Below are 23,695 nucleotides of genomic sequence, written 5' to 3'. Positions count from 1 at the left end.
CGGACAATGTGCATCGCCCTACCGGCGACGGTCGGGTGCGAGCTCCCACGGCTCCTTGCCGAGGTACTCGGCGGCAGCGTAGATGACGGCCGATTCGACGATCATGCGGCCGTGCCATTCATCGTCGCGGTGCCATTTGTCGAGGCGCTCGAGCGGAACCCGAAACAGCACCACCCGCTTTTCTTCGCGGAAAACTGACCAACGCGGCATTTCGCGCTGGGCGTCGAACGGAATGGTTCCGATCTCGAAGCGCACGTCGCGCAGCGCCTCATGAGCGCCCCGCAAATACTCGCTTGTCGTCGCGACGATGACGTCAAAGCGGTCTATGCGACTCTCGAGCTGGGGGAGCGGCGGGCGTGTCAGCTGCGAGCGACCAGCCCGACCGTGGCGGCCGTGACGTGAGCGCGAGCGCGCGGGCGTCGGATCGGCGTCACCAGTCATGTCTCCATCCTACGCGTCGCGTTTTGCGGAACGCCGACCCGCAGGCTCGGCCCGTGCATGAGCGTTCGCTAATGTGGGGGCATCATGAAGGCCAGGTTGTGTTCCAAGGTGGGGTGCTCGCGCGAAGCGATCGCGACGCTGACGTATGACTATTCCGACCAGATGGCGGCTGTGGGCCCGCTGGGCCCGGCTGGCAACCCGCACGCGCACGACCTGTGCCTACAGCACTACGAGCGCCTGTCGGTGCCGAAGGGCTGGCTGATTGTGCGTCATGAAACGCTGCAGTCGTAGTGCGCTGAGGGTGCACCCCGCACGTACTCAGGGATGACCCCCATCCGTCCCTGAACCCGCCGCGCAGAGCTGTGCCGCACCTATGAATCCCGTTAGCGTCGAGCCAGACACCATGGTGGTGTCAGAGGAGGCTCACGATGCCCGGGACGCTGTGCCCGCGAGCAGTGTGCCCGAACGGGAGTTACGTGCCTGCAGGGCGCGGAGCTCCCGATCACGCCGAATCACCATGATTCCGGTCACCGCGGTGACCGGATCACCCGGAGGCATGGGGTGAACGTAGTCCCACGCCTCGGCGAGCAGGTCGCTCGCAAGGCGGTGGCGAAAAGCGGGGTCAATGACCGCCGATTCATGGCAAAACTGCCACAGTTTGCGGGAGAGTCGGTCAGGCATGCGCGAAACATCAGCAACCAGCGCCCACTCGTTTAGCTGCGGCGGCAACATGATGTCGGCGGACGGAACCTTAGGGGCACGGACGCGTTCACAGTACGTTCCGGCGGCGAGATCGCCGAGGCGTTGCGCTCGCGGCGTGAAGATACCGACCAGCAGTGCCATGGTTCCGAAGGTCATCACAATCTCAACGACACCCACCAACGCACGCAGAAATGCGTGACGAAAGCCAATGGTTCCGCCATCTGCGCGCACGATGCGGCCACCCATGACGAGCTTGCCGACACTGCGGCCGTGACTCAGCGTTTCCACCGCAGTCGGGATGACGACGGCGATCAAGGCGAAGGCCATGATCAACGCCATACGAAACGTTTGCTCGTCGAGGATGCCTTCGTTGGTGAGCCACTGCAGCAGCATCGCAATCGCGAGAAACTCGAGGGCCATCAGGAACACATCGATGGCTGCGCCGACGGCGCGAGCGACGAGGCCCAACGGCTGCAGGTCGAGGGCGACAGCCTCGCCGGTGAGGACTTCGTCCTGCAGATTCGCGGTGCTCACAGTTGGCATGAGTACAGTAAATCAAATGGACCTGGATGCACTGCGCGCGGCGCGAGCGGGGGAGTGGGATCGTCTCGCGGCGTTGGCGCGCGCCAAGCATCTGACCGGTGACGAGGTCGACGAACTGATCTCCAGGTACCGCGCCGCCTCGGCCGACCTGGCTGATGCGAAGACGAGTGCGGGGCGCACGCTACTGAGCGACTACCTGTCGACCCTGCTGAACAATGCCCGCGCACGCCTCACGGGTGCACCGGACAACGTCATGCGCCAGGTTCCTCGGTTCTTTATGCTGCAGTTGCCCGCCGCCCTGTACCGCTTGCGGTGGACGACGCTCGCGGTGGCCGTCGCGTTCGTCGCGATCGCGTCTCTCGTGGCGTTCTGGATTTCGACGGACCGGGCACTCATCGCGGCGCTCGGTGACAACGCGGCGCTGCGGGCGTACGCCGAGAACGACTTCACCGAGTATTACAACCCGGCGGCCTCATTCGCTGGCATGGTGTGGACAAACAACGCGTGGATTTCAGCCCAGGTGATTGCGCTCGGCATTACCGGGATCTACCCGGTGGCGGCGCTCATGCAAAATGCTGTCGGCCTCGGCCAATCGGCCGCGGTGCTGATGGAGTTTGACCGCGGTGATGTGTTCTTGCTGCACATTTTGCCGCACGGCCTGCTAGAACTGACGTGTATTTTTGTGGCGATCGCGGCCGGCCTGCACATCTTTTGGGCGTGGGTCGCCCCTGGGCGGATGACGCGTCTAGAGTCGCTCGCCCAGGCGGGCCGCTCACTGGCAACCGTCGTTGTCGGCCTCATTCTGGGCCTGGCACTCTCCGGCCTGGTTGAAGGCTTTGTCACCGGGCAGCAGTCGTGGCCATGGGCGGTCAAGATCGGTATCGGCGCGGTCGCGCTCGGCATCTTCTTGTTCTACATGCTGTGGTTCGGGCGACGCGCGGTCCGCGCGGGAGAAGACGGTGACCTCACCGAGCATGAGCGCGGTAGCACACAACTCGTGGCCGGGTGAAAATAAGCGCCGTGAATAATCCGCTACAGTCGAAAGTGCGACATGCATCCGCCCGTGCTTTTCGACAAATAGTGAGCCATGGCATCCACGACATATTCCGTTCTGGGTCTCGCAGCCCGAGAATCGAAACCATCCTGCTTCGGCGTTGACAGCGGCATCGACAGCGACGTCCCTTTGACATACGGACGAGCGCAAGAAATTGATGAGATTGTCGCGCTTATCGACGTGGGAACGACGTTGTCGTTGAGGCTGAAGATGGTCTTTGGCGCACGAATCTCGCGGCCGCCGTTGAGTACGTGCTGACCTCGAGAAATTGGCGAACCGTCGACATTGCGAACTGGTCACCGACGGCAAAAGAAAACGGTCCGGCACTCGTTACGGTCGATATCGAAAAGGCAGACCCATCGCTGGCCGCGACACTCGATGTGACTCCCGCGAATCCGAGCGTTCGGTTTCTTATCCCCACGCACACCCCGTGCGTGGGGATTCGCTATTGCGGGTTAGCGCTTGACGTTGTCGAACAGTGCCTTGTAGCTGAAGCCTGCGATCAGCGCGCCGACCAGCGGGAACACGATAAACACCCACACCTGCATCAGGAAGTCGGAACCACCGTACAGCGCGGTTGCCAGCGAACGAGCCGGATTGATCGACGCGTTGTCGACGGGGATCGCGATGAGGATCAGCAGGAACAGCGCGGAACCAATGGCAAGACCCGCAAACGGGGTGGGGCGATCGGGGTGGGTCACGCTGATAATCACCCACACGAAGATCGCGGTGACAATAACTTCGGTGATCATGGCAGCGACCAGGCCGAATCCGCCGGGGGAGAGCTCGCCGTAACCGTTCGAGCCGAATCCGCTGGCTTGCGCCGCCGCAATCCAGCCATCGGGGCCGAAGACACCGATGGCCATGGCGGCCGTCGTCGCGAGCAATCCGCCGACCACTTGTGCAACGAGGTACCCGGCGACGTTGCGCCATTCAAAGCGCCCCGCGGCGGCCAGGCCGATCGTCACGGCCGGGTTGAAGTGGCCGCCGGAGATGGGGCCGAATGCGTAGACGCCGATGACGAGGGCGACGCCCAGGCCGAGGGCGACGGCAATGGGGATGACTCCGCCGGCTGGAGCGGCATCCGGAACCAAGAAGAAGGCTCCGAATACGCCTGTGCCCATGATGGAGAACACGAGGAGGAAGGTGCCGACCGCTTCAGCAGCAAGTTTGGAGCCGGTGGTCGGCTCGGTGGCTTTCGGTGTGCTCATGATGTTTCCCGATCTGGTCTGGGATGAATGTGATGCGGCGATGTTACCGGTCACGGTTGTCTCAGAGGGAAAGGATCGCGAACAAACAGAACGGGCTCAGCATGTCACCATGCCGAGCCCGTTGCTACCGCGAAGGGTTATGCACCCACGCGTGCGCGAATCTTGTCTGCCAGGTCGGCGTCAACGTTCGCCCAGTACTGCAGGAAGCGCTCCTTGATGCGGTCAACCGTGAGGCCGCCGTACTGTCCGACAAGCGTGTCGAGGAAGCGAGCCTTCTCTTCGTCGTTGAACACGTCGCGGTACAGCGTGCCGGCCTGACCGAAGTCATCGTCTTCAGCGTGCAGGGCGTAAGCCGAACGCACGAGTTCGCCGTCGTTCTCCCAGCTGCCCTCACCAGCGCGAGCGGGCTCGGCCGCCGGGCCGCCATAGGAGTTCGGCGCGTAGACGCGTGCGTCTGCGTCGTTGTACAAGAACTGCATGTTGCCCTGGTGCATGTAGTTGCGAACCTCGGTAGCGTGCGGCTGGTTAACCGGCAGCTGGTTGTAGTTCGTGCCAATGCGGTGGCGCTGAGCGTCCGGGTAGGAGAAGACGCGAGCCATCAGCATCTTGTCGGGCGAAATGTCGGTGCCAGGAACCTGGTTGCCCGGCGAGAACGCCGCCTGCTCGATCTCCGCGAAGAAGTTCTTCGGGTTGCGGTTCAGCGTGAAGGTACCGACCTTAATACGCGGATAGTCCTTCTTCGACCAGGTCTTGGTGAGGTCGAACGGGTTGAAGCGGTAATCCTTGGCTTCCGCGTACGGCATGATCTGCACGTACATGTCCCACTTCGGGAAGTTGCCCTCTTCGATCGCGTTGTACAGGTCGCGACGGTAATAGTCAGCGTCAACACCGGCGATACGCTCGGCCTCAGCCGGGTCCATGCGAACGACGCCCTGGTGGGAGAGGAAGTGGTACTTGACCCAAAAGCGCTCGCCTTCGGCGTTGATCCACTGGTACGTGTGCGAGCCATAGCCGTTGAGTTCGCGCCACGAGTTCGACAGACCGCGGTCGCCCATAAGGTAGGTCACCTGGTGTGCCGACTCGGGGGAGAGGGTCCAGAAGTCCCACTGCATGTCAGCGTCACGCAGGCCCGAAGCGCCCAGGCGCTTCTGCGAGTGGATGAAATCAGGGAACTTGATGCCATCACGGATGAAGAAGGTCGGGGTGTTGTTACCGACGATGTCGAGGTTGCCCTCCGTCGTGTAGAAACGCAGCGAGAAGCCACGAACATCGCGCCACGTGTCTGGCGAACCCTGCTCACCGGCAACTGACGAGAAACGGATAAGCGTTTCAGCCTTTGCTCCCGGCTGGAAGATAGCGGCGCGCGTGTACTTCGAGACGTCTTCGGTGACCTCGAACTCACCGAAAGCGCCGCCACCCTTGGCGTGGGGGTTGCGCTCCGGGGTGCGCTCGCGGTTGAACGAAGCGAGCTTCTCAACCAGGTAGCGGTCGTGGAGAGCGGTGACACCGTTAGAACCAACGGTGAGCGAGAACTCATCGCTGGCGACCGGGGTACCGGTCTGTGTGGTGGTGAAGTTGTCAGTCATTCTTGCTGCTGTTTCCTTTCGCAGTCGGAGCAGATGGCGCGGAATGTCACGGTTGCTTCCAGCACGCGCATTCCGTGGTTATCGGACGGGGTAAGACAGGGGGCGTGGCCGACGGCGCATTCGACGTCTTGCACGGAACCACACATGACGCACTGCACGTGGTGGTGGTTGTCGGCAGGCTCGGCGAGCTCGTACAGGGCGCGGTCGCTATCGGGGAGGCTGACGCGGCGCACGATGCCGGCAGAGACCAGGTCGCCGAGCACGTTGTGTACCGAGGGGAGTGCGATGCCGGGCACGGTTTCGCGAACCTGCGCGAAGACGACATCTGCGCTGGAGTGGGGATGGGCGGCAAGCGCGCGATAAATCGCAACGCGCTGTGCGGTTACGCGTAAGTCGGCGCGGCGCAACGCTTCTTCGGCGGGTGCCGGAGTCGCATGGGTGTGCATGGCACCCACTTTACCACTAAATATGAATGATTCATAAAAAGGAACCAAGCAGATGATGGCTACAACCGACCCAATCGCTTCAGCGCCAAGTAACGGTCGGCAACACGCGGCGGCAGGTCTTCCGGCGTATCGGTGATGGCCTCAGCCCCGGCGCGCTCCATCGCCAAGGCAACGGCACGCGCTTCGGCGGCGGTCTGTTCGGCAGCCGCAGCGCGATAGACCTCGTCAATGTGCGCGCGCTGTTGGGTGATGTCGTCGAGGGCTGTGTCGGTGGCGGAACCAACGATCACCCGGGAGCGTGCCGTCACCGGCTGTAGAGAGCCGAGGAACGCTCGGGAAGCATCCGGGGAGTCTTGCGCTGTCAACAGAACGACGAGCGACGGTCGGGTCGTGAGGGTGCGGATTTCTGCAAACGCAGCATCCCAGTTCGTGTCGAGCAGTTGTGGTTCGACCGGCGCCATAGCGTCAACGATCGCTGGCAGCAGGCGGGGGCCATCGACGCCGCTGACACGGGCGCGAACAACGCGATCAAACATCACGACGTGCACGTGGTCGCCAGCGCGCTGCGCCAGCGCCGTCAGCAACAGCGCTGCCTCTAAAAACGCATCCAGCCTGGTTCCGTCGCCTACGCGTGCCGCTGACGTGCGACCCGTGTCGATGAGAATCACAACATGGCGGTCGCGCTCCGGGCGCCACGTGCGCAGCATCGTGGTTGACGAGCGGGCCGTGGCACGCCAGTCAATCGAGCGCACGTCATCGCCACGCACATACTCGCGTAGCGAGTCGAACTCCGTGCCCTGACCACGCACCTGGAGCGAGGTGTTGCCGTCCAGCTCCTTCAATCGTGCGACGCGAGAGGCGAGATGACGACGAGACGTGAACGGCGGCAACACGCGGAGCGTACCGACGTTCTTGATGAGGGATTGACGGCCGGCAACGCCCAGTGGTCCGGCGCTGCGCACCGCGACAAACGGGCTCTGCAATTCGCCCCGACGTCGTGGTAACAACGGCACCGAGATGCGGCGTCGCTCACCGCCCGGAATGTTAGCCGAGGCGCGCTCGAGCGGGGCGCCCGCCGTGGGCTGCCATGCGTCGCGCACGGTGAGGTGCGCGGCGCGCGCGTGGGTATTCGTGATCCAGATTCCGGTCTGTACTGCGTCGCCGAGACGCGACCGGGTGGCACCGTCGCGCACGAGTGTCAACGCGGCAGGGCTCACCGCACGCCACGCATCCCCAGTCGCCACCACGAGCGAGAACACCAGCCAGGCCACGAGTACCGCCCACGGCGAAATTCCCGCCACGGCGAGCACCATGACGGGTACGACGCCGAGGGCGACGAGCAGGGGAAAGCGGCCGGTGACGTACATGTTTAAAACGGCACTCGCGTCTGCTGCAACACGCTGGCGAGCACACTGTCAGCGGTGACGGCTTCGATTTCGGCCTCGGGGCGCAGCTTGATGCGGTGACGCCACACCGGAACCACCATCGCCTGAACATGGTCAGGGGTGATGGCCGGGTAGCCGCTGAGCCATGCCCAAGCCTTGGCCGCAGCCAGCAGCGCGGTCGAGGCACGCGGACTCACGCCCACCTGCACCGAGGGGCTGAGACGCGTCGCGCGAGCGAGATCAACGATGTAGGCGAGCAGGTCCTCGGTGGCATGCACGCCGGCAGCGGCCTGTTGCGCAGCGAAAATCTCCTCGGGAGTGATCACGGCCTGCAGGCCAGCATCAGCGAGCTTTGTCGGGGTGAAGCCCGCGGCGTGCTTGCGGAGCACCGCGACCTCGGCATCACGCTGCGGCACCTCAACGATGAGCTTCATCAGGAAGCGGTCGAGCTGAGCTTCTGGCAACGTGTAGGTGCCCTCCTGCTCGATCGGGTTTTGCGTAGCCGCCACCAAGAACGGGTCGGGCAGCTTGCGGCTCACACCGTCCGTTGAAACCTGGCGTTCTTCCATCGCCTCGAGGAGCGCGGACTGCGTCTTCGGGGGCGTGCGGTTGATTTCGTCGGCAAGCAGAATGTTCGTGAACACCGGGCCCTCACGAAACTCAAATTCGCCGCTCTTCGCGTCATAAATGAGCGAGCCGCTGACATCACCGGGCATCAGGTCGGGCGTGAACTGGATGCGCTTCGTGTCGAGGCCAAGGGCCGTCGCGAACGATCGCACCGTGAGCGTCTTGGCGACACCGGGAACACCTTCGAGCAGCACGTGCCCGCGAGCCAACAGCGCAATCAGCATGCCGGTGATGGTTCCGTCTTGCCCCACCACCGCCTTCGCAACTTCATTGCGCACACGGGCGATCGCGTCGCGCGCCGGATCTGCCGGAGCAGGATTCGACGGGGCAGGATTCGCATTCATGCTCACGAGGAGGTCCTTTCGGTGCGGAAGGCCGCGGTCACGGCGGCTTCCAGGTGAATGAGATGGTCGCTGAGATCTTGCAGGGCGGCATCGCTCGCGGGGGCGGGGCCGGCCAGGAGGTTTTCGAGCTGCTGCGGGTTCATCGCGAGCATGCTCGCGGCAGCAGAAGCAACGCGCGCTGGCGGGGCTGAGGATGCGAGGCCGAGTTTTCGAGCGAGGGTTCGTGTTGTCGCCGTACGCAAAACACGTGCGGCGTGCGCGGTGTCGCGTCCACGCGCGTAGAGCTTCGCTCGGCCTTCGAGGGTTTCCGAAATCTTGACGGTGACCGGAAGTCGTTCCGCCACCAGCGGGCCAAACCGACGGCCACGCCACGCAATCGCGGCCAGTGCGACGATGATGCCGAGCACGATGACCGGCGTCACCCAGTTCGGTGTCAGTTCGCCCAGCGTCGCGCCCTCGCCGGGTTCTAAGTCGGTGTCTCCCGGGGTCGCGACGTACCAAACGAGGGTGTCGCGCTGGGCGAGGAGTCGCAGCGCCAGGCCGGCGTTGTGCTCCTCACCGACGGCTTCGTTGGACATGACGGACGTACCGTCAAGAACATAGATCGTTTGCGCGCCGCGCTCCGCGATGAGCAGGCCCGCACCGTTACCGTCTTCGTAGCAGGCGGTCGCGTCCGGCGCGGCAAAGAGACCACTGATGGTGGCGGCACCAAGGCCGCTCACGAGGGGGGCCGAGCACCCGGGCTTCACCGCTTCGCCACTGAAACCCGCACGCGTGCCTGACAGCGCGGTGTCGAGTTGCGTGCTCGTCGGCGAAATCAACACCACAATGTCGGCGCTCGCGATGAGCGTGCCGAAAGCATCGTCAGAGAGCGCGGGGGTCGCCGGAACCACGAGGGTGGCACCCACAGATTCTTTCGTAGCGAAGGTGCGAGACTCGGTGCGCTTCAGGTCAATCGCGTGATCTTTGAGAACCTCGGTGACGGCGCCGGCACCGTCGGGCGCGGTGCTGTCGGGGGCAAGACCCGGCTTGATGGCGTCATCGAGTGAGGGGCGCGTCAAGGCAATGACGCTGCCCAGAATGACCGCAATCAGGGCAGCTGCCACCCAAAACAGAATTCGTCGTCGGCGCCCCTGCGCGCGGGGCTCCATTGCAAGCGGCGTGATCGTGGGTGCAACGACGGGGGAGGGCAACGTCATGGCGACACCGCCATTCCCGGCAGTGCGCTGAGCGCTGCGGGCCGTGTGCGCTGCAGTTCAGCGTCCAGCCCCGCAAGGCCCTCGTAGTCGGCCTGCGTGCCTTCGATGCGCACGTAGCGAACGTTGTCGAAAACCCGCGCCGCAGTGCCGACCACCGCGGTGTGCCCAGGAAAGCTTCGTGCCGCTTCATGCGCAAACTGCTGCACGGTGGCGCCGGGGTCGAGAACGACAATGCCGCGTTCATCGAGCCCTCGCGCCAGTGCCCGCATGCGCAGAATAATTGCCTGGTTCCACTCGCCGGCGCGAGCCGCGGCGTCTGCCGCGTCTCGAAGCTCAGCAGCGCTACGGCCATCGTCGTCGCCGAACAGGGCATCAGGGGTGGCGCGCGACGTAATCGCGAATCGGGGACGACCCCAAATCAGAAACGCGGCGATAACGAGCACTACGAAGACGGCCGCCACAATCCACACGATGTAAGGGCCGGTGACGTTGCTCGTCACCGACGACAGCAGGTCTTGAAAGAAATCCACAACGCCCTTGACGAGCTTGTCCCACCAGGTTGGCTCCGGCACTTGATAGCGCGGGTCGCTCAACTCTTTGTCGATGAGCTCTTGAGCCTCGTCGGGGTCGGGCCAAGCGATCGCCCAGAGATGCCTCACGTCAGCGAGTGCCTTCCTGTCGCGGCGCGTCCGGGTCAATCACCGGGAAGAACGGCTGGGGTGCGCTGTACCCGGGAGTTGCTGGCGGCTGTGACGGAACCACAAACTCGTTGGCGGCGGGAGCTCCCGGTGCCGTGTACGGGCCGGGTGCGCCTGGCGTGGGCCCGCCTGGAGCGGTATAGGCGGGCGGAGTCGACGGGGCCGGCTGGCCGTAGGCAGGCTGCCCGTAGCCGGGTTGACCGTAGCCGGGTTGGCCGTAGCCGGGTTGGCCGTAACCGGGCTGGGGGTATGAAGGCTGGCCGTAGCCGCCGGGCGCTGCGGGGTTCTGGCCGTACCAGCCCTGGCCGTAGCCGGCCATCGTCGGCACGTGACCGGGGCTGAAGGCGTAGGGGTTTTCGACCGTTGCGCGACCCGCATCGCGGTTGTCCATGTAGTTCTGCAGGTCGATGCTCAAGCCTTCTTTGCGCATGCGCACGTCAACGTAGGCGATCGCGACACCGGTCGCTGAAACCACGGTCCCGATCGCACTCACGATCGTCATCACGGCGGTCGGGATGATGCTGCCAACGATGGCCTCGGAGAGCAGGTCGACCATCTGGTCACCGGTGGGGGCAAGCACCGGAACGAGCTGCTGCGTGAGCCAGCCAAACACGGTGCCAGCGGCCTGACCGGCGAAGGCGAATACGAGGCCGATCAGAACAATGATTCCGAAAACTTTCCAGAAGAAGCCGCGAGTGAGTGACCACGAACGGCGCATGCTGCGGAACACGCCGGTGCGCTCGAGCACGATGACCGCCGGCGTCAGCGCGAGCTTCATGCCGATCCAGATGGCCGTCGGAATCGCACCCAGCAACAGCAGGAGAGCGACCCATTCAGCTCCGTTCAGGGTGACGAGTACCAGCACCCAGAGCGCAACGGCAACAAAGATCGCGGCGCCCAGCAACGCTGAGAAGCCAAGAATGCGCCAGATCGCAGACTTCACGCGGCGCAAAATCTCACCCAGCGACTGGCGTTCGGCGACGACCGCGCCACCGACCTCGGCGGCTACAACGGCCTGCACGATGGTGGCAACCAGCATCGAGAGAAGACCGAGCACGAAGCTGACCACGCCGATCGTGGCCATCGACCCGTACAGAATCTCCAGGTATTCGTCAGACCCGAACTGGTCGCGAGGAAAAGCGTTGAGTCGCTGGATCAGCGCGACCGTGAGCCAAATCACGACAGCGGAGGTGGCGAGGCTCGTGACGACGGTCACGCTGATGGCGAATCCGAGCAGAACGCGAGGGTTATGGCGTAGCGCGCTGAAGCTCTTTCCGAGAACCTCACCAAACGTCAACGGACGAAGGGGAATGATGCCCTGACGTGACGCTGGGCTCCATCCGAAGGTTCCTGACATATGACGCTCCCTAGGTGAATCCGTTCCATCGTGTCACACCACTGCCGATAATCTCCGGGCGTCTACTAACCTTGATGTGTCGGACACCCATGTCCTGGATCAGAATCGAAGGATGATTCATCACTATGACCTCACGCATCCTCGTCGTTGACGACGACACGGCGCTTGCCGAGATGATCGGCATCGTGCTGCGTACGGAAGGCTTTCAGACGGTTTTCTGCGCAGACGGAGCCGAAGCTGTTGATGCATTCCGTTCGTCACGCCCCGATCTGATTCTGCTGGATGTGATGCTGCCCGGTATCGATGGCATCGAGGTCTGTCGTCGTGTGCGCGCCGAGAGCGGCGTGCCGATCATCATGCTGACGGCACGCGCCGACACCAGCGACGTCGTTGTTGGTCTGGAGGCCGGTGCCGACGACTACATCGTGAAGCCCTTCAACCCGAAGGAGCTCGTTGCGCGCATTCGTACGCGCCTGCGTCCGGTTGCTACCGATGTCACCGAGGTGTTGCGCGTCGGCGACCTCACCGTCGACGTTGCCGCGCACGAAGTGCGCCGTGGTTCTGAAGCCATCGCCCTCACCCCGCTCGAGTTCGAACTGTTGGTTGCACTGGCTTCGAAGCCACAGCAGGTGTTCTCGCGTGAAATGCTGCTGGAGCAGGTTTGGGGCTACCATTACAAGGCCGACACGCGCCTCGTGAACGTGCACGTGCAGCGCCTGCGCGCCAAGGTCGAAATCGACCCGGACAACCCGAAGATCGTGACGACGGTGCGAGGCGTGGGCTATCGCGCCGGCGCCGTCGTATGACATGACCAAACCGCAGCGGCTTCAGCGACCCCGCACCGCGGGTTCGCTTCCCGCAACCTGGTCGGCGCTGTGGAAGGGCTCCGTACGGTTTCGCACGACGGTGCTCACCGTCGTGCTCTCCGCGCTCGCCGTCATTATTGCGTGCGTGTGGATGGCCCTCGCGATTCAAGATCGCCTATACGAGGCGCGCAAAGACCAGGCCATGAACGGGGCGTTACAGGCTGCCGCCGAAGCGCAGAACCTGCTGGACGCGGCAAACCCCGAGGGTGACCCGGGCAAGCTGCAAGAAATCATGGGTGGCGTGCAGACGCGCGTCGCGGGGCTCGCCGGCACCGACTATGCGCGCATCGTGCGCTCGCCCGCCGAAGCCTCGTCGAGCCTCGCGCCGGTGCCGTGGGTGACGCGCCCGTTTGAAGCGAACGCGGGCATGCTCACTGAAGGGCTCCGCGAGCGCGTGCGCGAACAGGGCTCGCGCCAATGGCTCCAGGCCGTCGAAATTACGTTGCCGTCTGGCGAGCTGGTTCCAGGAATCATCATCGGTCAAAGCCTGCGTTTTCCCGAGGTCGGCCTGTACGAGCTGTACCTGGCCTACCCGCTCGATGAAGAGCAGCAGACCCTGCTGTTCGTGCAGCGCACGCTGTGGCTCGCTGCCGTTGCACTGTTGTTCATCATCGGTCTCATCAGTTGGTTCGTGATGCGGTCTGTGACGGCCCCGATTCGCGAGGCGGCGGAGACAAGTGCCCAGCTTGCGCGGGGCGACCTGGGCGTGCGCATCGTTGTCGATGGTGAAGACGAGCTCGCAACGCTTGGACGCTCGTTCAACGCGATGGCCGATTCGCTCGAAGGCCAGATCAAGGAGCTCGCCGCGTTGTCGCTCGTGCAGCAACGTTTCGTTTCTGATGTGTCGCACGAGCTGCGCACGCCACTCACCACGATCCGCCTCGCCGCCGACATGATTAACGACAACAAAACGTCGCTGGACCCGGCAACCGAGCGCGCGGCCGAACTGTTGCACGCACAGGTCGAACGCTTTGAAGTTCTTCTCACCGACCTGCTCGAGATCAGCTGGTACGACGCGGGTTCGGTACAGCTGGAAATCGAACCGACGAGCCTCGCGCACCTTGCCGAAGACGTCATTGACTCGATGCAGCAATTGGCAGACCAGCATGGTTCCAATCTCCGCCTCGTCGCCCCGGGCGGCTACTCGCCGGTTGATATGGATGCGCGACGCGTGCGCCGTGTGGTGCGCAACCTTATCGGTAATGCGATCGAGCACGGCGAAGGTAAGCCGGTCGTCGTGACGGTGGACTCCAATCAGCAGGCGGTTGCGATCGGTGTGCGGGACTTCGGCCTTGGTATCAAGGCCGAGCACATTGAACACGTTTTCGACCGCTTCTGGCGCGCCGACCCGTCCCGTAAACGGACGATCGGTGGCACCGGTCTCGGACTCTCGATCGCGCTTGGCGATGCGAAATTGCACGGCGGCACGCTCACGGTGTGGAGCGAGCCGGGCAATGGCTCCCACTTCGTGCTCACGTTGCCGCGTGTTGTCGGCGGTGCACTTGACACGCTGAACTCGCCAATCCCGGTTGAGGGCGACGATGCGGAGACGCCGATGGGCGCACTCGGGCTCACACAGCCCATTGACGTGATGATGACGACCGATGCGAAGGAGAAGAACTCATGACGCGCTGGCGTGGTGTGGCAATCCTGACCGTCGTGCTGTTGGCACTCACCGGATGCACCGGCTTCCAAAAATCAGGCGAGGTCACGGTCGGGCTCGAGATCGGTGAGATTCCGCCGGTCGACTTCGCATTTACGCCCAGCGGACCGCAAGCGGGAGCGGAACCACGAGAGATTGTGCAGGGATTCCTGGACGCTGCGATCGCGCCGGATGGCGGATGGAAGGCTGCGAAGCAGTTCCTCTCCGACGAGTTCGCGACCGAGTGGGATCCTGCTGCCGGGACGGTGGTTGATACCGCGTCACGACGCACCGTTGTCGATCCGGAGCCGCACCCCAATTCGACCCCCGATGTCGTGCCAGACGCCTCCGAATTCACCACGATCTCGATCATGGTCACTGCTGTCGCCACGGTCGATGCCACCGGTGTCTACACCGCGTCGGAGTCGGCACAAATGCAACTGGACTATGAACTGGAGACGCAGCCCGACGGGCAATGGCGCATTACCGCGGCTCCCGATGGCGTCCTCCTGGACCGATTCTCATTCGATACCGCTTTCGACAATTACGACCTCGCGTTCTTTGACCCGACATGGTCCTTCCTGGTTCCGGATACCCGCTGGTACCCCCGCGTCACCGCGGCGCGAGACATCGTCAACGGTGTGCTCGAAGGCCCGTCCCCGTGGCTTGCCGGAGCTGTGTCGACGGCTGTTCCTGACGGCGCCCGCGCGCTGGCCTCGATTCCAATCGATGCGAACTTCGTCGCCAACATCACGCTGAGTGGCGCCGACAGCATGAACGCTGACACGATCGGCAAGCTCAAGCTTCAGCTGACCGAGAGCCTCAGCGGCGCAAACGTGCGCGACATCGTGCTGTCGAGCTCGACGCGGGAACTGGCCGCGCCGATGGCATCGGCGACGCCGACCACCGTCAGCTTGCGCGCTTTGGTTGGCACCGAAGAAGGCTTTGGGTTCTTCACCCCAGACGGTCTTGACGCGGTCGATGATCTCGAACAGTCGGCCCTCGCCTTCCCCGTCGCGTCATGGGAAATGAGTGAAGCCGCGGGGCATGGTGTCGCCCTGTCGAAGTCGGGTGAAGTGGTGCGTATCTCTAGCACCATGTCGGAGAGCGTCACGGTCGACGTGCGCCCCGGTCTCATCGACCCGACGATCGGACCATTCGGCGACATTTGGACGGTGCCAGCGACCGCGCCGGGCGACGTGACGATCACGATGCCGGGTGGCGGTGCGACACAGTTGCCGGGCGCGATGGCCGAACTCACCCAGGTGTCACACATGCAACTGTCGCGTGACGGCACGCGCCTGGCCGTTGTCGGCCTCGTCGGCTCACAAACCGAGCTTCTCGTTTACGCGGTGCTCCGGAGCGCCGATGGCACGGTCTTGAACCTCGGCAAGGGGCACCGCATTCGTGACCTGCGTAGCGCCGAGGTGCAGAGCCTGTCGTGGGTCGATGATGCGGCTGTTGGCTTCGTAGTTGCAGGGGAGACAGACACCACCATCACGGTGCAACCGTTGAGTGGCCCCGCGGCCAACACGCGTGCTGTGGCTGACGTCGTCGATATTGCTGGCTCTAGCGACCCTGCCACGATCTGGATTCGTACGAGCGAAGGCAAGCTGTATTCGTCGCGTGGCAACACCTGGACACTGGGTGGTTCCGGCATTCTCGTGCTCGCTCGTCAGCAGGGCCCGGCGGTCACGCGCTAGCTTCCTCCCCACCACGCGGCACGACAAACCTGTCCCCACATTGGGGCGCGGAGTGTGGAACCAGGGTGCTCGTCGGCACGATGGGGGCCATGGTGCGAGAACACATGACGGCCTGGCAGCGTGCGTGGCAACAGGCGTTGGCGCTGGTTTTTAGCTCCCCGTGTGTCGTGTGCGGTGACTTGACGGGGCCGGTATGCGACGCGTGCGCACCCGTGCCGCTCCTGCAACGCCGCCGGCTTGATGGCGGTCTGATGTGTGTTTCTGGGGCGGCCTGGGGTGACGAAACGGCGTCTGTGATGCTCGCGTTGAAAGAAGACGGCGTGACGCGTGTGGCCCGCGACCTCGCACCGCTGTTGCTGACGGCCCATGGTTCCGCCATCGCAGGCAGCACTGCCCGCGTGACGCTCATACCGGTGCCCACCCGGCCGGCTGCTGATCGCCGCCGCGGGTACCGCCCCGTTGAGGTGTTGTTGCGCGCTGCCGGCCTGCCGTTTCGGCGAGCGTTGCGCGTGACCAGTGCGGTGCGTGATCAGCGAGAGCTGGGGCGCGATGAACGTGCGCGCAACACGCAGGGCGCGTTCGCTGTGCGCAGAACGGCACCAATTTTGGGGCCGGTCATCGTCGTCGATGACGTCGTGACGACCGGGGCAACCCTCGTGAATTCCGCGCGAACACTGACGTCGGCGGGCTTTGATGTGCTGGCGAGTATGACCGTTTTATCGACGCCCCGACGGCTCCCACTGAACTCGTAAAAAATAAATGGCCGAATGGTGGTGACACGCCTGCTTCGGGAGACTACGGTGAGGGGAACAAAGGCGACAAGGTCCGCCCTTGAACCGGTGGACCGGACAAGGAGGTCAGACATGGAAACGAACATCGTCGGCGTAGGCGTCGGGATTTCGGATCGTTTTCGTGCGGTGGCTGACGAGAAGGCGGAGCGCATTTCTAAGCTCGCCACTCGGGCCGAACGACTCGATGTCAAGGTGACTCACCATTCCAACCGTCAGGGGCGAATGGACGACGAAACGGTCGAGCTCACCCTTATTGGCCGCGGCCCGCTGGTGCGGGCAGAGGCGACAGACGCAGACAAGTTTGTCGCTCTTGATCTTGCCGTCGACAAGCTCATGGAGCAGGTGCGCCGCGCAAAGCGCAAGCGCCTCGATGGTCGCCACGATGCCCGTGGTGCACACCTCGACAAGGGAACGGGCTCGTTGCACGGCATCGACGTTCGCCCCGCTTCGGCCGACGTGTTGCGTGCCGTGAAGACGGGGGAGATCCCGATCATCACCGGCAACGAGGATGAAGAGGACTACACGCCCGTCGTCATCCGTACGAAGGAATTCGGAGCCGAGTGGATGTCGGTTGAAGAGGCGGTTGACCGCATGGAGCTGGTTGGTCACGACTTCTTCCTGTTTGTCGACGCTCGCACCGACCACCCGTCGGTGGTGTACCGCCGCAAGGGCTGGGACTACGGTGTGATCTCGCTCACCACGCAGGCACCGCCGGAGACGGTCGCTGCGTCGTAAGTTACGCAAAAGGGTGGCCCCGGAACATGTTCCAGGGCCACCCTTTTTCTGTCACGGGGCTAATCGAAAATGTCGCCCAAGATTCCGCCGAGGATGGCACCACCGATGAGACCACCCATCATGTCGCTCATGCCGCCGCCCTGGTTACGGCCGCCGCCACCCCAGTTATTCTGCTGTGGGCGCGACGAGTCAATGTCACGCTGCGCGAGCTGCAACGCTTCGCTCGCGAGCTGCGCGGTGCGGCGCGCGACGGCCAGTGCCTCTTCGCGGGTGTCTTCCGGCGCAATCAGCCGGTCAATGTCGCTGCGCAAGCGTTCGGCTTCGGCCAAGCGCGTGCGTGCATCGGCGCCAATCCAACCGCGATGGCCAGCGATCACGTTGCGGGCAACGGCAATCTGGCGGTCCGCGTCATCAACCGCGTGGCGTACGGCCTCGATGGAGGGGAGCGGACGAGCCGCACGATCGCGTGCCTTCGCTACGACGGTATCGAGCGCCTGGTTAGCTTCGCGCAGCGTCGTCAGTGACGTGAACGGGTCGGTCTTACTGCCCGCGGGTGGGAGTTTCGCGAGCGCGGCTTCGAGCGCCGTCATGGCCTCGGCAACCGCTGGCGTCGACGCGAGATCACGCGCCGCGATCAGGTCGCCTCGAGAATCGGCAACAACGTCAGTGAGCGTCGATTCAGCACGCAGCGCCTGCAGTTCGTAGTCTTCAACGCCGTCGAGAACGGTGCCACCGCGTCGAACCGCCTCGATAGCGGTTTCCAGCGCAAGGTTCGCCTCTTCGTTTTGGCCAGCCGCACGGCGGCGCGCGGATACATCGGCGCTGTGTCGCGCGAAAGCGATGAGTTGGGTGGCCTCATCGGCACCCGCGGCGATCTTTGACATGGCCGATTCGTTGTAGCGTTCGGCGAGGCGTGCAATCGTCTCGCGGGCCGCGGGAATGCGCGTCTCCAGTGCGCTGGACTCGGTCTGGACACGGGCCAACACTTCGGGAGCGCGTCGCACTCGGTCAATGCGGTCGGCGAGCGCGGCGGTGCGCTCATCCAGAACGTCGTCTGCCCAATCGCACAGCTGCACGATGCGAGCGTTGCGGGTACGCAACTCTTCCGGGGTGTCCGGGATGTGGTCATGGTTTAACTGGTGCAGCGAGAATGCTTCCTGCATGTGCGAGCGCACCGCAGACAACGCGTCGCGCAGATCTTTCGTCGCTTCGGTGCCGAGCTCAGCCTGCGCGAACCCGACCTCGTCGCCCGCGGTGCGGATGCGCTCGTCGACTGCAATCATCGCGGCCTCGGCGCGTCGGCTCAGTTCGGTATCGGCGGCGAGCTGCTCTTCTTGCTCGGCGCGACGACGTTTGCCCCAGAATCCTGCCATGAAACGATCATATGGATTCGCGTCAACCTCTGGCTGAGGTTCGGCTTAGCGTTTAGCGAACGCGCGTTTAGGCAACCGCTTTCTTGGGGCGTCCGCGACGCGGGCGCTGCATATCAACAGCCGATGGTTCCGCTGCCACTGTCATCGCGGCAGCTTGCACCGCTTGCAACCACTGCACATCGGCGTTCGCGCGGTGCACCGCGGCTAAATGAACGAGCGCACTGAGAGGGTTGTCTTCTTGAGCGTGCACTCGCGTGGCTTCAGACAGGCGGGTGGTCGCGGCGCGCAATTCGGTAGCAAGGAGCGCGTCGGCATCAACGCCCGGCAACGAAATGGCGAGGGAAATCTTCGCCGTCAGGTCGTCACGGGCGTCGGCACGTGGGGTCGCGCTGGTGAGCCAGCTGTCTGCCTCGCGGCGTCCGGCGTCGGTAATGTGCCACATGACGTGCCCACGCTCATCGGTCGCGCCGCGCGTGACGTAGCCATCGCGCTCCAGGCGCTCCAGCGTGTTGTAGATCTGTCCAACGTTGACGGGCCAAATGCGTGCGGTGCGGCGTTCGAATTCTGTGCGCAGTTGATTGCCGTAGCACGGCGATTGCGCGAGAATCGCCAGCAGACTGTGCTTGATCGTCATCACGGCCCTTCTCCGGTTCATCTATATGTATACCGGACGATGGATTAATTTCTGTGCCGGAATCTCTGCTCTGAGCGTATCCAGCACGCGTCAAGGTCACGGGCGGATAACATGGTTCGGTGTCGGCATCCCGACACTCGCGGATATCCCGCATGACGCAATGGATGGAGAACACTCCGTGGCCAACCCGATTGAAAGACTGCTTCGTGCCGGTGAAGGTCGAATCCTTCGCCGTTTGCAGCAGGTGGTCAAGGCTGTTAACGCGCTCGAAGACGACTACGCGCAGCTGACGGATGAAGAATTGCGCGGCGAAACTGCCGAGTTGCGTGCCCGCTACGAAAAGGGTGAGACGCTCGACCAACTCATGCCCGAGGCGTTCGCCGCCGTGCGTGAAGCCGCAAAGCGTACCCTTGGCCAGCGTCACTACGACGTTCAGATTCTCGGTGGCGCAGCACTCCACGCCGGCAACATCGCCGAAATGAAGACCGGTGAAGGTAAGACGCTCGTGGCAACGCTGCCCGCGTACCTCAACGCCATTGCGGGCGAGGGCGTGCACGTCATTACCACCAACGACTACCTCGCTTCGTACCAGTCCGAGATCATGGGTCGTGTGTTCCGCGCCCTCGGCATGACGACCGGTGTCATCGTTGCGGGCCAGACCCCCGACGTGCGTCGTGAGCAGTACAACGCTGACATCACGTACGGAACCAACAATGAGTTTGGCTTCGACTACTTGCGCGACAACATGGCGTGGTCGAAAGACAACCTGGTGCAGCGCGGTCACTTCTTTGCCGTCGTCGATGAGGTGGACTCGATCCTTATTGATGAGGCGCGTACGCCGCTCATCATTTCGGGCCCGTCGTCAGGTGAAGCTAACCGCTGGTTCACCGAGTTCGCTCGCATCGCGAAGACGCTCGAGGCTGGCGAAGACTACGAAGTCGACGAGAAGAAGCGCACCGTTGGTGTGCTCGAACCGGGCATTGAAAAGGTTGAGGACTACCTCGGCATCGACAACCTGTACGAGTCGGCGAATACGCCCCTCATCTCGTTCTTGAACAACTCGATCAAGGCGCTCGCGCTGTTCAAGCGCGACACCGACTACGTCGTGATGAACGACGAGGTCATGATCGTTGACGAGCACACCGGTCGTATTCTGGTTGGCCGTCGGTACAACGAAGGCATCCACCAGGCGATCGAGGCGAAGGAGGGTGTTCCGGTTAAGGCCGAGAACCAGACTCTCGCCACCGTGACGCTGCAGAACTACTTCCGCCTCTATAACAAGCTCTCCGGCATGACCGGTACGGCTGACACCGAGGCTGCTGAGTTCATGTCGACGTACAAGCTCGGTGTGATTCCGATCCCGACGAACAAGCCCATGATCCGTAAGGACCAGGCCGACCTGGTTTACCAGAACGAGCAGGCGAAGTTCGCGCAGGTCGTCGAAGACATTGCCGAGCGCCACGAGAGCGGCCAGCCGATTCTGGTCGGAACCACGAGCGTCGACAAGAGCGAATACCTGTCGCGACTGCTCGCGAAGAGGGGCATCAAGCACGAGGTTCTGAACGCCAAGAACCACGCGCGTGAAGCTGAGATCGTTGCTCGCGCCGGTCGTGCCGGTGCCGTCACGGTTGCCACCAACATGGCTGGTCGTGGTACCGACATCATGCTCGGTGGTAACGCCGAATTCCTCGCCGTGCAGGCGATGAAGGCGAAGGGCCTGGACCCGGTTGAGACTCCGGAGGAGTACGAAGCCGAGTGGGACACGGTTTACGCCGACGTGCGTGAGCAGGTTGACGTGGAGAGCGCGAAGGTCGTTGCGGCCGGCGGCCTGTACGTGCTCGGCACCGAGCGCCACGAGTCTCGCCGTATCGACAACCAGCTGCGTGGTCGTGCCGGTCGACAGGGTGACCCGGGTGAGAGCCGCTTCTACTTGAGCCTCACCGATGACCTGATGCGCCTGTTCAAGAACGGTCTCGCCGAGACAATGCTGGCACGCACGAACCTGCCAGAAGACGTTGCGATCGAGTCGGGCATTGTGACCCGCGCTATCGCCAGCGCGCAGTCGCAGATCGAGGCGCGCAACGCTGAGATCCGCAAGAACGTGCTGAAGTATGACGACGTGCTGAACCGTCAGCGTGAGGCGATCTACGCCGACCGTCGTCAGATTCTTGAGGGCGATGACATTCAAGACCGCATCGGGCACTTCATTGAAGACTCGATCGGCGCGATGATCGACTCCCACACCAGCGAGGGCCACACCGAGAGCTGGGACTTCGACGCACTGTGGACCGAACTGAAGACGCTGTACCCGGTGAGCGTCACGATCGAAGAGGTCGTGGCAGAAGCGGGCGGTTCAAAGGGTAAGGTCACGGCTGAGGGCCTGCGCCGCGAACTGCTGAGCGACGCTCAGATCGCCTACTCTTCGCGTGAGGAGCAGCTGGGTGAAGCGGCGACGCGTGAGCTTGAGCGCCGCGTGGTGCTGCAGGTGCTGGACCGCCGCTGGCGCGACCACCTCTACGAGATGGACTACCTGAAGGACGGCATCGGCCTGCGTGCGATGGCACAGCGCGACCCGCTCATCGAGTACCAGCGCGAAGGCTTCCAGATGTTCCAGTCCATGATGGGCCAGATCAAGGAAGAGTCCGTCGGCTACCTGTACAACCTTGAGGTCGAGGTCCGCCAGCCCGAGGGTGGCGAAGTCGCCCAGGTTGAGGCCAAGGGCCTGATGGCTCCGACGCAAGACACGCAGAAGCTGGAGTACTCGGCTCCGAGCGAAGACGGCGACGTCGAGGTTCGCAACGAGCGTGGGCAGATGCAGCAGTCGTCGACCAACCGCATGCGTCAGGCGCAGGCACAGAACCAGGCACCTGCAGAAGAGCGGGGAGCCTTCGGTCAGAAGGTCGAATCGAGCGAGCAACCTGCGGCTCAAAACCGCGCTGCTCGCCGGGCCAAGAAGAAGTAACCAGGTTTGATCCAAAACCCCGTCTCGTCTGAGGCGGGGTTTTGGCGTTTGCGCGCTCTTCGAAGCGCACCCCGCTATCGATAGCCACTCGGTAACAACCGGACGGAACCATCCAGTAGTGGTCAAAGGCACCTCGCGGGCAGGACTAGGGTTTATTCATGAGCCCCCTTCGACCGCTGGATCAATCAGCCAAGCTTCAGAACGTTCTCTACGAAATTCGCGGCAACGCGTTGGTGGAAGCGTCGCGGCTGGAGGCGGCCGGGCACGCGGTGTTGAAGCTCAACACCGGCAACCCCGCCATCTTTGGGTTCGAGGCTCCGTACCAGATCGTCCGTGACATGATCGCGGCCGTACCGACGGCACATGGCTACAGCGATAGCCGCGGCATTCTTTCTGCACGCCGCGCCATCATCAACCGGTACGAGCAGGTTCCGGGCTTCCCCCACATCGACCCAGACGACGTGTACCTCGGCAACGGTGTATCCGAACTCATCACCATGACGATGCAGGCCCTGCTGAATGAGGGCGATGAGGTTTTGATCCCGGCACCGGACTACCCGCTGTGGACGGCGATGACGTCGCTGTCGGGTGGAACCCCGGTGCACTACCTGTGTGACGAGAACAATGGCTGGAACCCGGATCTCGAAGACATCCGCTCCAAGATCACGCCGAACACCAAGGCGATCGTCATCATCAACCCGAACAACCCGACCGGTGCGGTGTACTCCCGCGACGTGCTCCAGGGCCTCGTCGAGATCGCGCGTGAGCACTCACTGCTCATTTTGAGCGACGAGATCTACGACCGCATTCTGTTTGACGACGCCGAGCACATCTCAACGGCGACGCTCGCGCCCGACTTGCTGGTGATGACCTTCAACGGGCTCTCGAAGACCTACCGCGTTGCTGGCTTCCGCGCCGGCTGGGTCGTCATCACCGGGCCGAAAAAGCATGCGAAGGGCTTCTTGGAAGGTGTGACGCTGCTGGCTTCGACGCGGCTGTGCCCGAATGTTCCGGCCCAGCATGCCGTGCAAGCGGCGCTTGACGGGGTGCAATCGATCGATGCGCTCATCGCGCCGACGGGGCGCCTGCATGAGCAGCGCGACGCCGCGTGGGAGGGTCTGCAGTCCATCCCCGGTGTGTCCTGCGTGAAACCGCAGGGTGCGCTCTACGCCTTCCCACGCCTCGACCCTGAGGTGCACGAAATTCGTGATGACGCGAAGTTTATTTACGACTTGCTCGTTGCCGAGCACATTCTGGTCGTGCAGGGCACCGGCTTTAACTGGCCGGCACCGGATCACTTCCGCCTGGTGACGCTGCCCGAAGCGCGCGTGCTGACCGAAGCGGTCGAACGCATGGGTAACTTCCTCTCCAGCTACAAGCAGTAGCGCGTGGCGCT

General features: G+C 63.4%; 21 protein-coding genes. 9 read left to right on the top strand and 12 right to left on the bottom strand.

Annotated elements, in window-relative coordinates; translation table 11 throughout:
* Positions 1-18: 18 nt before the first annotated feature.
* A complete protein-coding gene (locus ACQUSY_RS07605; RefSeq protein WP_428903884.1) occupies positions 19-441 on the bottom strand; it encodes a hypothetical protein in 423 nt (140 codons plus the stop codon).
* 84 nt (positions 442-525) lie between these two features.
* Here ACQUSY_RS07605 and ACQUSY_RS07600 point away from each other — a divergent pair, with 84 nt between their 5' ends.
* Positions 526-732 carry a DUF3499 family protein gene (locus ACQUSY_RS07600; protein ID WP_428903883.1) on the top strand — a complete coding sequence of 69 codons (207 nt, stop codon included), beginning with the start codon at positions 526-528 and terminating at the stop codon, positions 730-732.
* Between the two features lie 132 nt (positions 733-864).
* Here the strand turns inward: ACQUSY_RS07600 and ACQUSY_RS07595 are convergent, their stop codons facing one another.
* On the bottom strand, positions 865-1,686 hold the full coding sequence (locus ACQUSY_RS07595) for an RDD family protein (RefSeq protein WP_428903882.1): 822 nt from the start codon (positions 1,684-1,686) through the stop codon (positions 865-867).
* A gap of 16 nt (positions 1,687-1,702) precedes the next feature.
* Here ACQUSY_RS07595 and ACQUSY_RS07590 point away from each other — a divergent pair, with 16 nt between their 5' ends.
* Positions 1,703-2,695: a stage II sporulation protein M gene (locus tag ACQUSY_RS07590; RefSeq protein WP_428903927.1), complete on the top strand. Its 993-nt coding sequence runs from the start codon at positions 1,703-1,705 to the stop codon at positions 2,693-2,695.
* Positions 2,696-3,195: 500 nt separating this feature from the next.
* Here ACQUSY_RS07590 and ACQUSY_RS07585 read toward each other — a convergent pair whose 3' ends face one another.
* From ACQUSY_RS07585 to ACQUSY_RS07550, 8 genes are all read right to left on the bottom strand, one after another.
* Complete coding sequence (locus ACQUSY_RS07585) at positions 3,196-3,951, bottom strand: aquaporin (protein WP_428903881.1); 756 nt, start codon at positions 3,949-3,951, stop codon at positions 3,196-3,198.
* Positions 3,952-4,088: 137 nt separating this feature from the next.
* Positions 4,089-5,537, bottom strand: coding sequence for a catalase (locus tag ACQUSY_RS07580; RefSeq protein ID WP_428903880.1), 1,449 nt, complete (start codon positions 5,535-5,537; stop codon positions 4,089-4,091).
* Positions 5,534-5,983 (bottom strand): Fur family transcriptional regulator, encoded by a 450-nt coding sequence (locus ACQUSY_RS07575; RefSeq protein WP_428903879.1) that lies wholly within the window; start codon positions 5,981-5,983, stop codon positions 5,534-5,536. The genes ACQUSY_RS07580 and ACQUSY_RS07575 overlap by 4 nt, the downstream gene beginning before the upstream one ends.
* A gap of 59 nt (positions 5,984-6,042) precedes the next feature.
* A complete protein-coding gene (locus ACQUSY_RS07570; protein WP_428903878.1) occupies positions 6,043-7,350 on the bottom strand; it encodes a DUF58 domain-containing protein in 1,308 nt (435 codons plus the stop codon).
* Positions 7,351-7,352: 2 nt separating this feature from the next.
* Entirely contained in the window at positions 7,353-8,339 is a 987-nt protein-coding gene (locus ACQUSY_RS07565; protein WP_428903926.1) for an AAA family ATPase, read from the bottom strand.
* Between the two features lie 2 nt (positions 8,340-8,341).
* On the bottom strand, positions 8,342-9,538 hold the full coding sequence (locus tag ACQUSY_RS07560; RefSeq protein WP_428903877.1) for a DUF4350 domain-containing protein: 1,197 nt from the start codon (positions 9,536-9,538) through the stop codon (positions 8,342-8,344).
* Positions 9,535-10,197 (bottom strand): DUF4129 domain-containing protein, encoded by a 663-nt coding sequence (locus ACQUSY_RS07555; RefSeq protein WP_428903876.1) that lies wholly within the window; start codon positions 10,195-10,197, stop codon positions 9,535-9,537. The genes ACQUSY_RS07560 and ACQUSY_RS07555 overlap by 4 nt, the downstream gene beginning before the upstream one ends.
* 1 nt (position 10,198) lies before the next feature.
* Positions 10,199-11,593: a glycerophosphoryl diester phosphodiesterase membrane domain-containing protein gene (locus ACQUSY_RS07550; protein ID WP_428903875.1), complete on the bottom strand. Its 1,395-nt coding sequence runs from the start codon at positions 11,591-11,593 to the stop codon at positions 10,199-10,201.
* Positions 11,594-11,718: 125 nt separating this feature from the next.
* Between ACQUSY_RS07550 and mtrA the strand changes: the two genes are divergently transcribed.
* From mtrA to hpf, 5 genes are all read left to right on the top strand, one after another.
* Entirely contained in the window at positions 11,719-12,399 is a 681-nt protein-coding gene (gene mtrA / locus ACQUSY_RS07545; RefSeq protein ID WP_428903874.1) for an MtrAB system response regulator MtrA, read from the top strand.
* 1 nt (position 12,400) lies between these two features.
* Complete coding sequence (gene mtrB, locus ACQUSY_RS07540; protein ID WP_428903873.1) at positions 12,401-14,086, top strand: MtrAB system histidine kinase MtrB; 1,686 nt, start codon at positions 12,401-12,403, stop codon at positions 14,084-14,086.
* Positions 14,083-15,804, top strand: coding sequence for an LpqB family beta-propeller domain-containing protein (locus tag ACQUSY_RS07535; protein ID WP_428903872.1), 1,722 nt, complete (start codon positions 14,083-14,085; stop codon positions 15,802-15,804). The genes mtrB and ACQUSY_RS07535 overlap by 4 nt, the downstream gene beginning before the upstream one ends.
* An 89-nt stretch (positions 15,805-15,893) precedes the next feature.
* Positions 15,894-16,556, top strand: coding sequence for a ComF family protein (locus tag ACQUSY_RS07530; protein ID WP_428903871.1), 663 nt, complete (start codon positions 15,894-15,896; stop codon positions 16,554-16,556).
* A gap of 111 nt (positions 16,557-16,667) precedes the next feature.
* Positions 16,668-17,330, top strand: a complete 663-nt coding sequence (gene hpf, locus ACQUSY_RS07525) for a ribosome hibernation-promoting factor, HPF/YfiA family (RefSeq protein ID WP_428903870.1) — start codon at positions 16,668-16,670, stop codon at positions 17,328-17,330.
* 59 nt (positions 17,331-17,389) lie between these two features.
* Here hpf and ACQUSY_RS07520 read toward each other — a convergent pair whose 3' ends face one another.
* Positions 17,390-18,703 carry a coiled-coil domain-containing protein gene (locus tag ACQUSY_RS07520; RefSeq protein WP_428903869.1) on the bottom strand — a complete coding sequence of 438 codons (1,314 nt, stop codon included), beginning with the start codon at positions 18,701-18,703 and terminating at the stop codon, positions 17,390-17,392.
* A 67-nt stretch (positions 18,704-18,770) separates the two neighbouring features.
* Positions 18,771-19,337: a PadR family transcriptional regulator gene (locus ACQUSY_RS07515; RefSeq protein WP_428903868.1), complete on the bottom strand. Its 567-nt coding sequence runs from the start codon at positions 19,335-19,337 to the stop codon at positions 18,771-18,773.
* A 160-nt stretch (positions 19,338-19,497) separates the two neighbouring features.
* Between ACQUSY_RS07515 and secA the strand changes: the two genes are divergently transcribed.
* Positions 19,498-22,299 (top strand): preprotein translocase subunit SecA, encoded by a 2,802-nt coding sequence (gene secA / locus ACQUSY_RS07510; RefSeq protein WP_428903867.1) that lies wholly within the window; start codon positions 19,498-19,500, stop codon positions 22,297-22,299.
* 158 nt (positions 22,300-22,457) lie between these two features.
* Positions 22,458-23,684 (top strand): pyridoxal phosphate-dependent aminotransferase, encoded by a 1,227-nt coding sequence (locus ACQUSY_RS07505; protein WP_428903866.1) that lies wholly within the window; start codon positions 22,458-22,460, stop codon positions 23,682-23,684.
* Positions 23,685-23,695 lie beyond the last annotated feature (11 nt).

It is taken from the genome of Microbacterium daqui (genome assembly GCF_050408675.1).
Classification (GTDB): Bacteria; Actinomycetota; Actinomycetes; order Actinomycetales; family Microbacteriaceae; genus Microbacterium.
The sequence above is the reverse complement of the archived record's forward strand: the minus strand, read 5'-3'. Positions and strand labels throughout refer to the sequence as shown.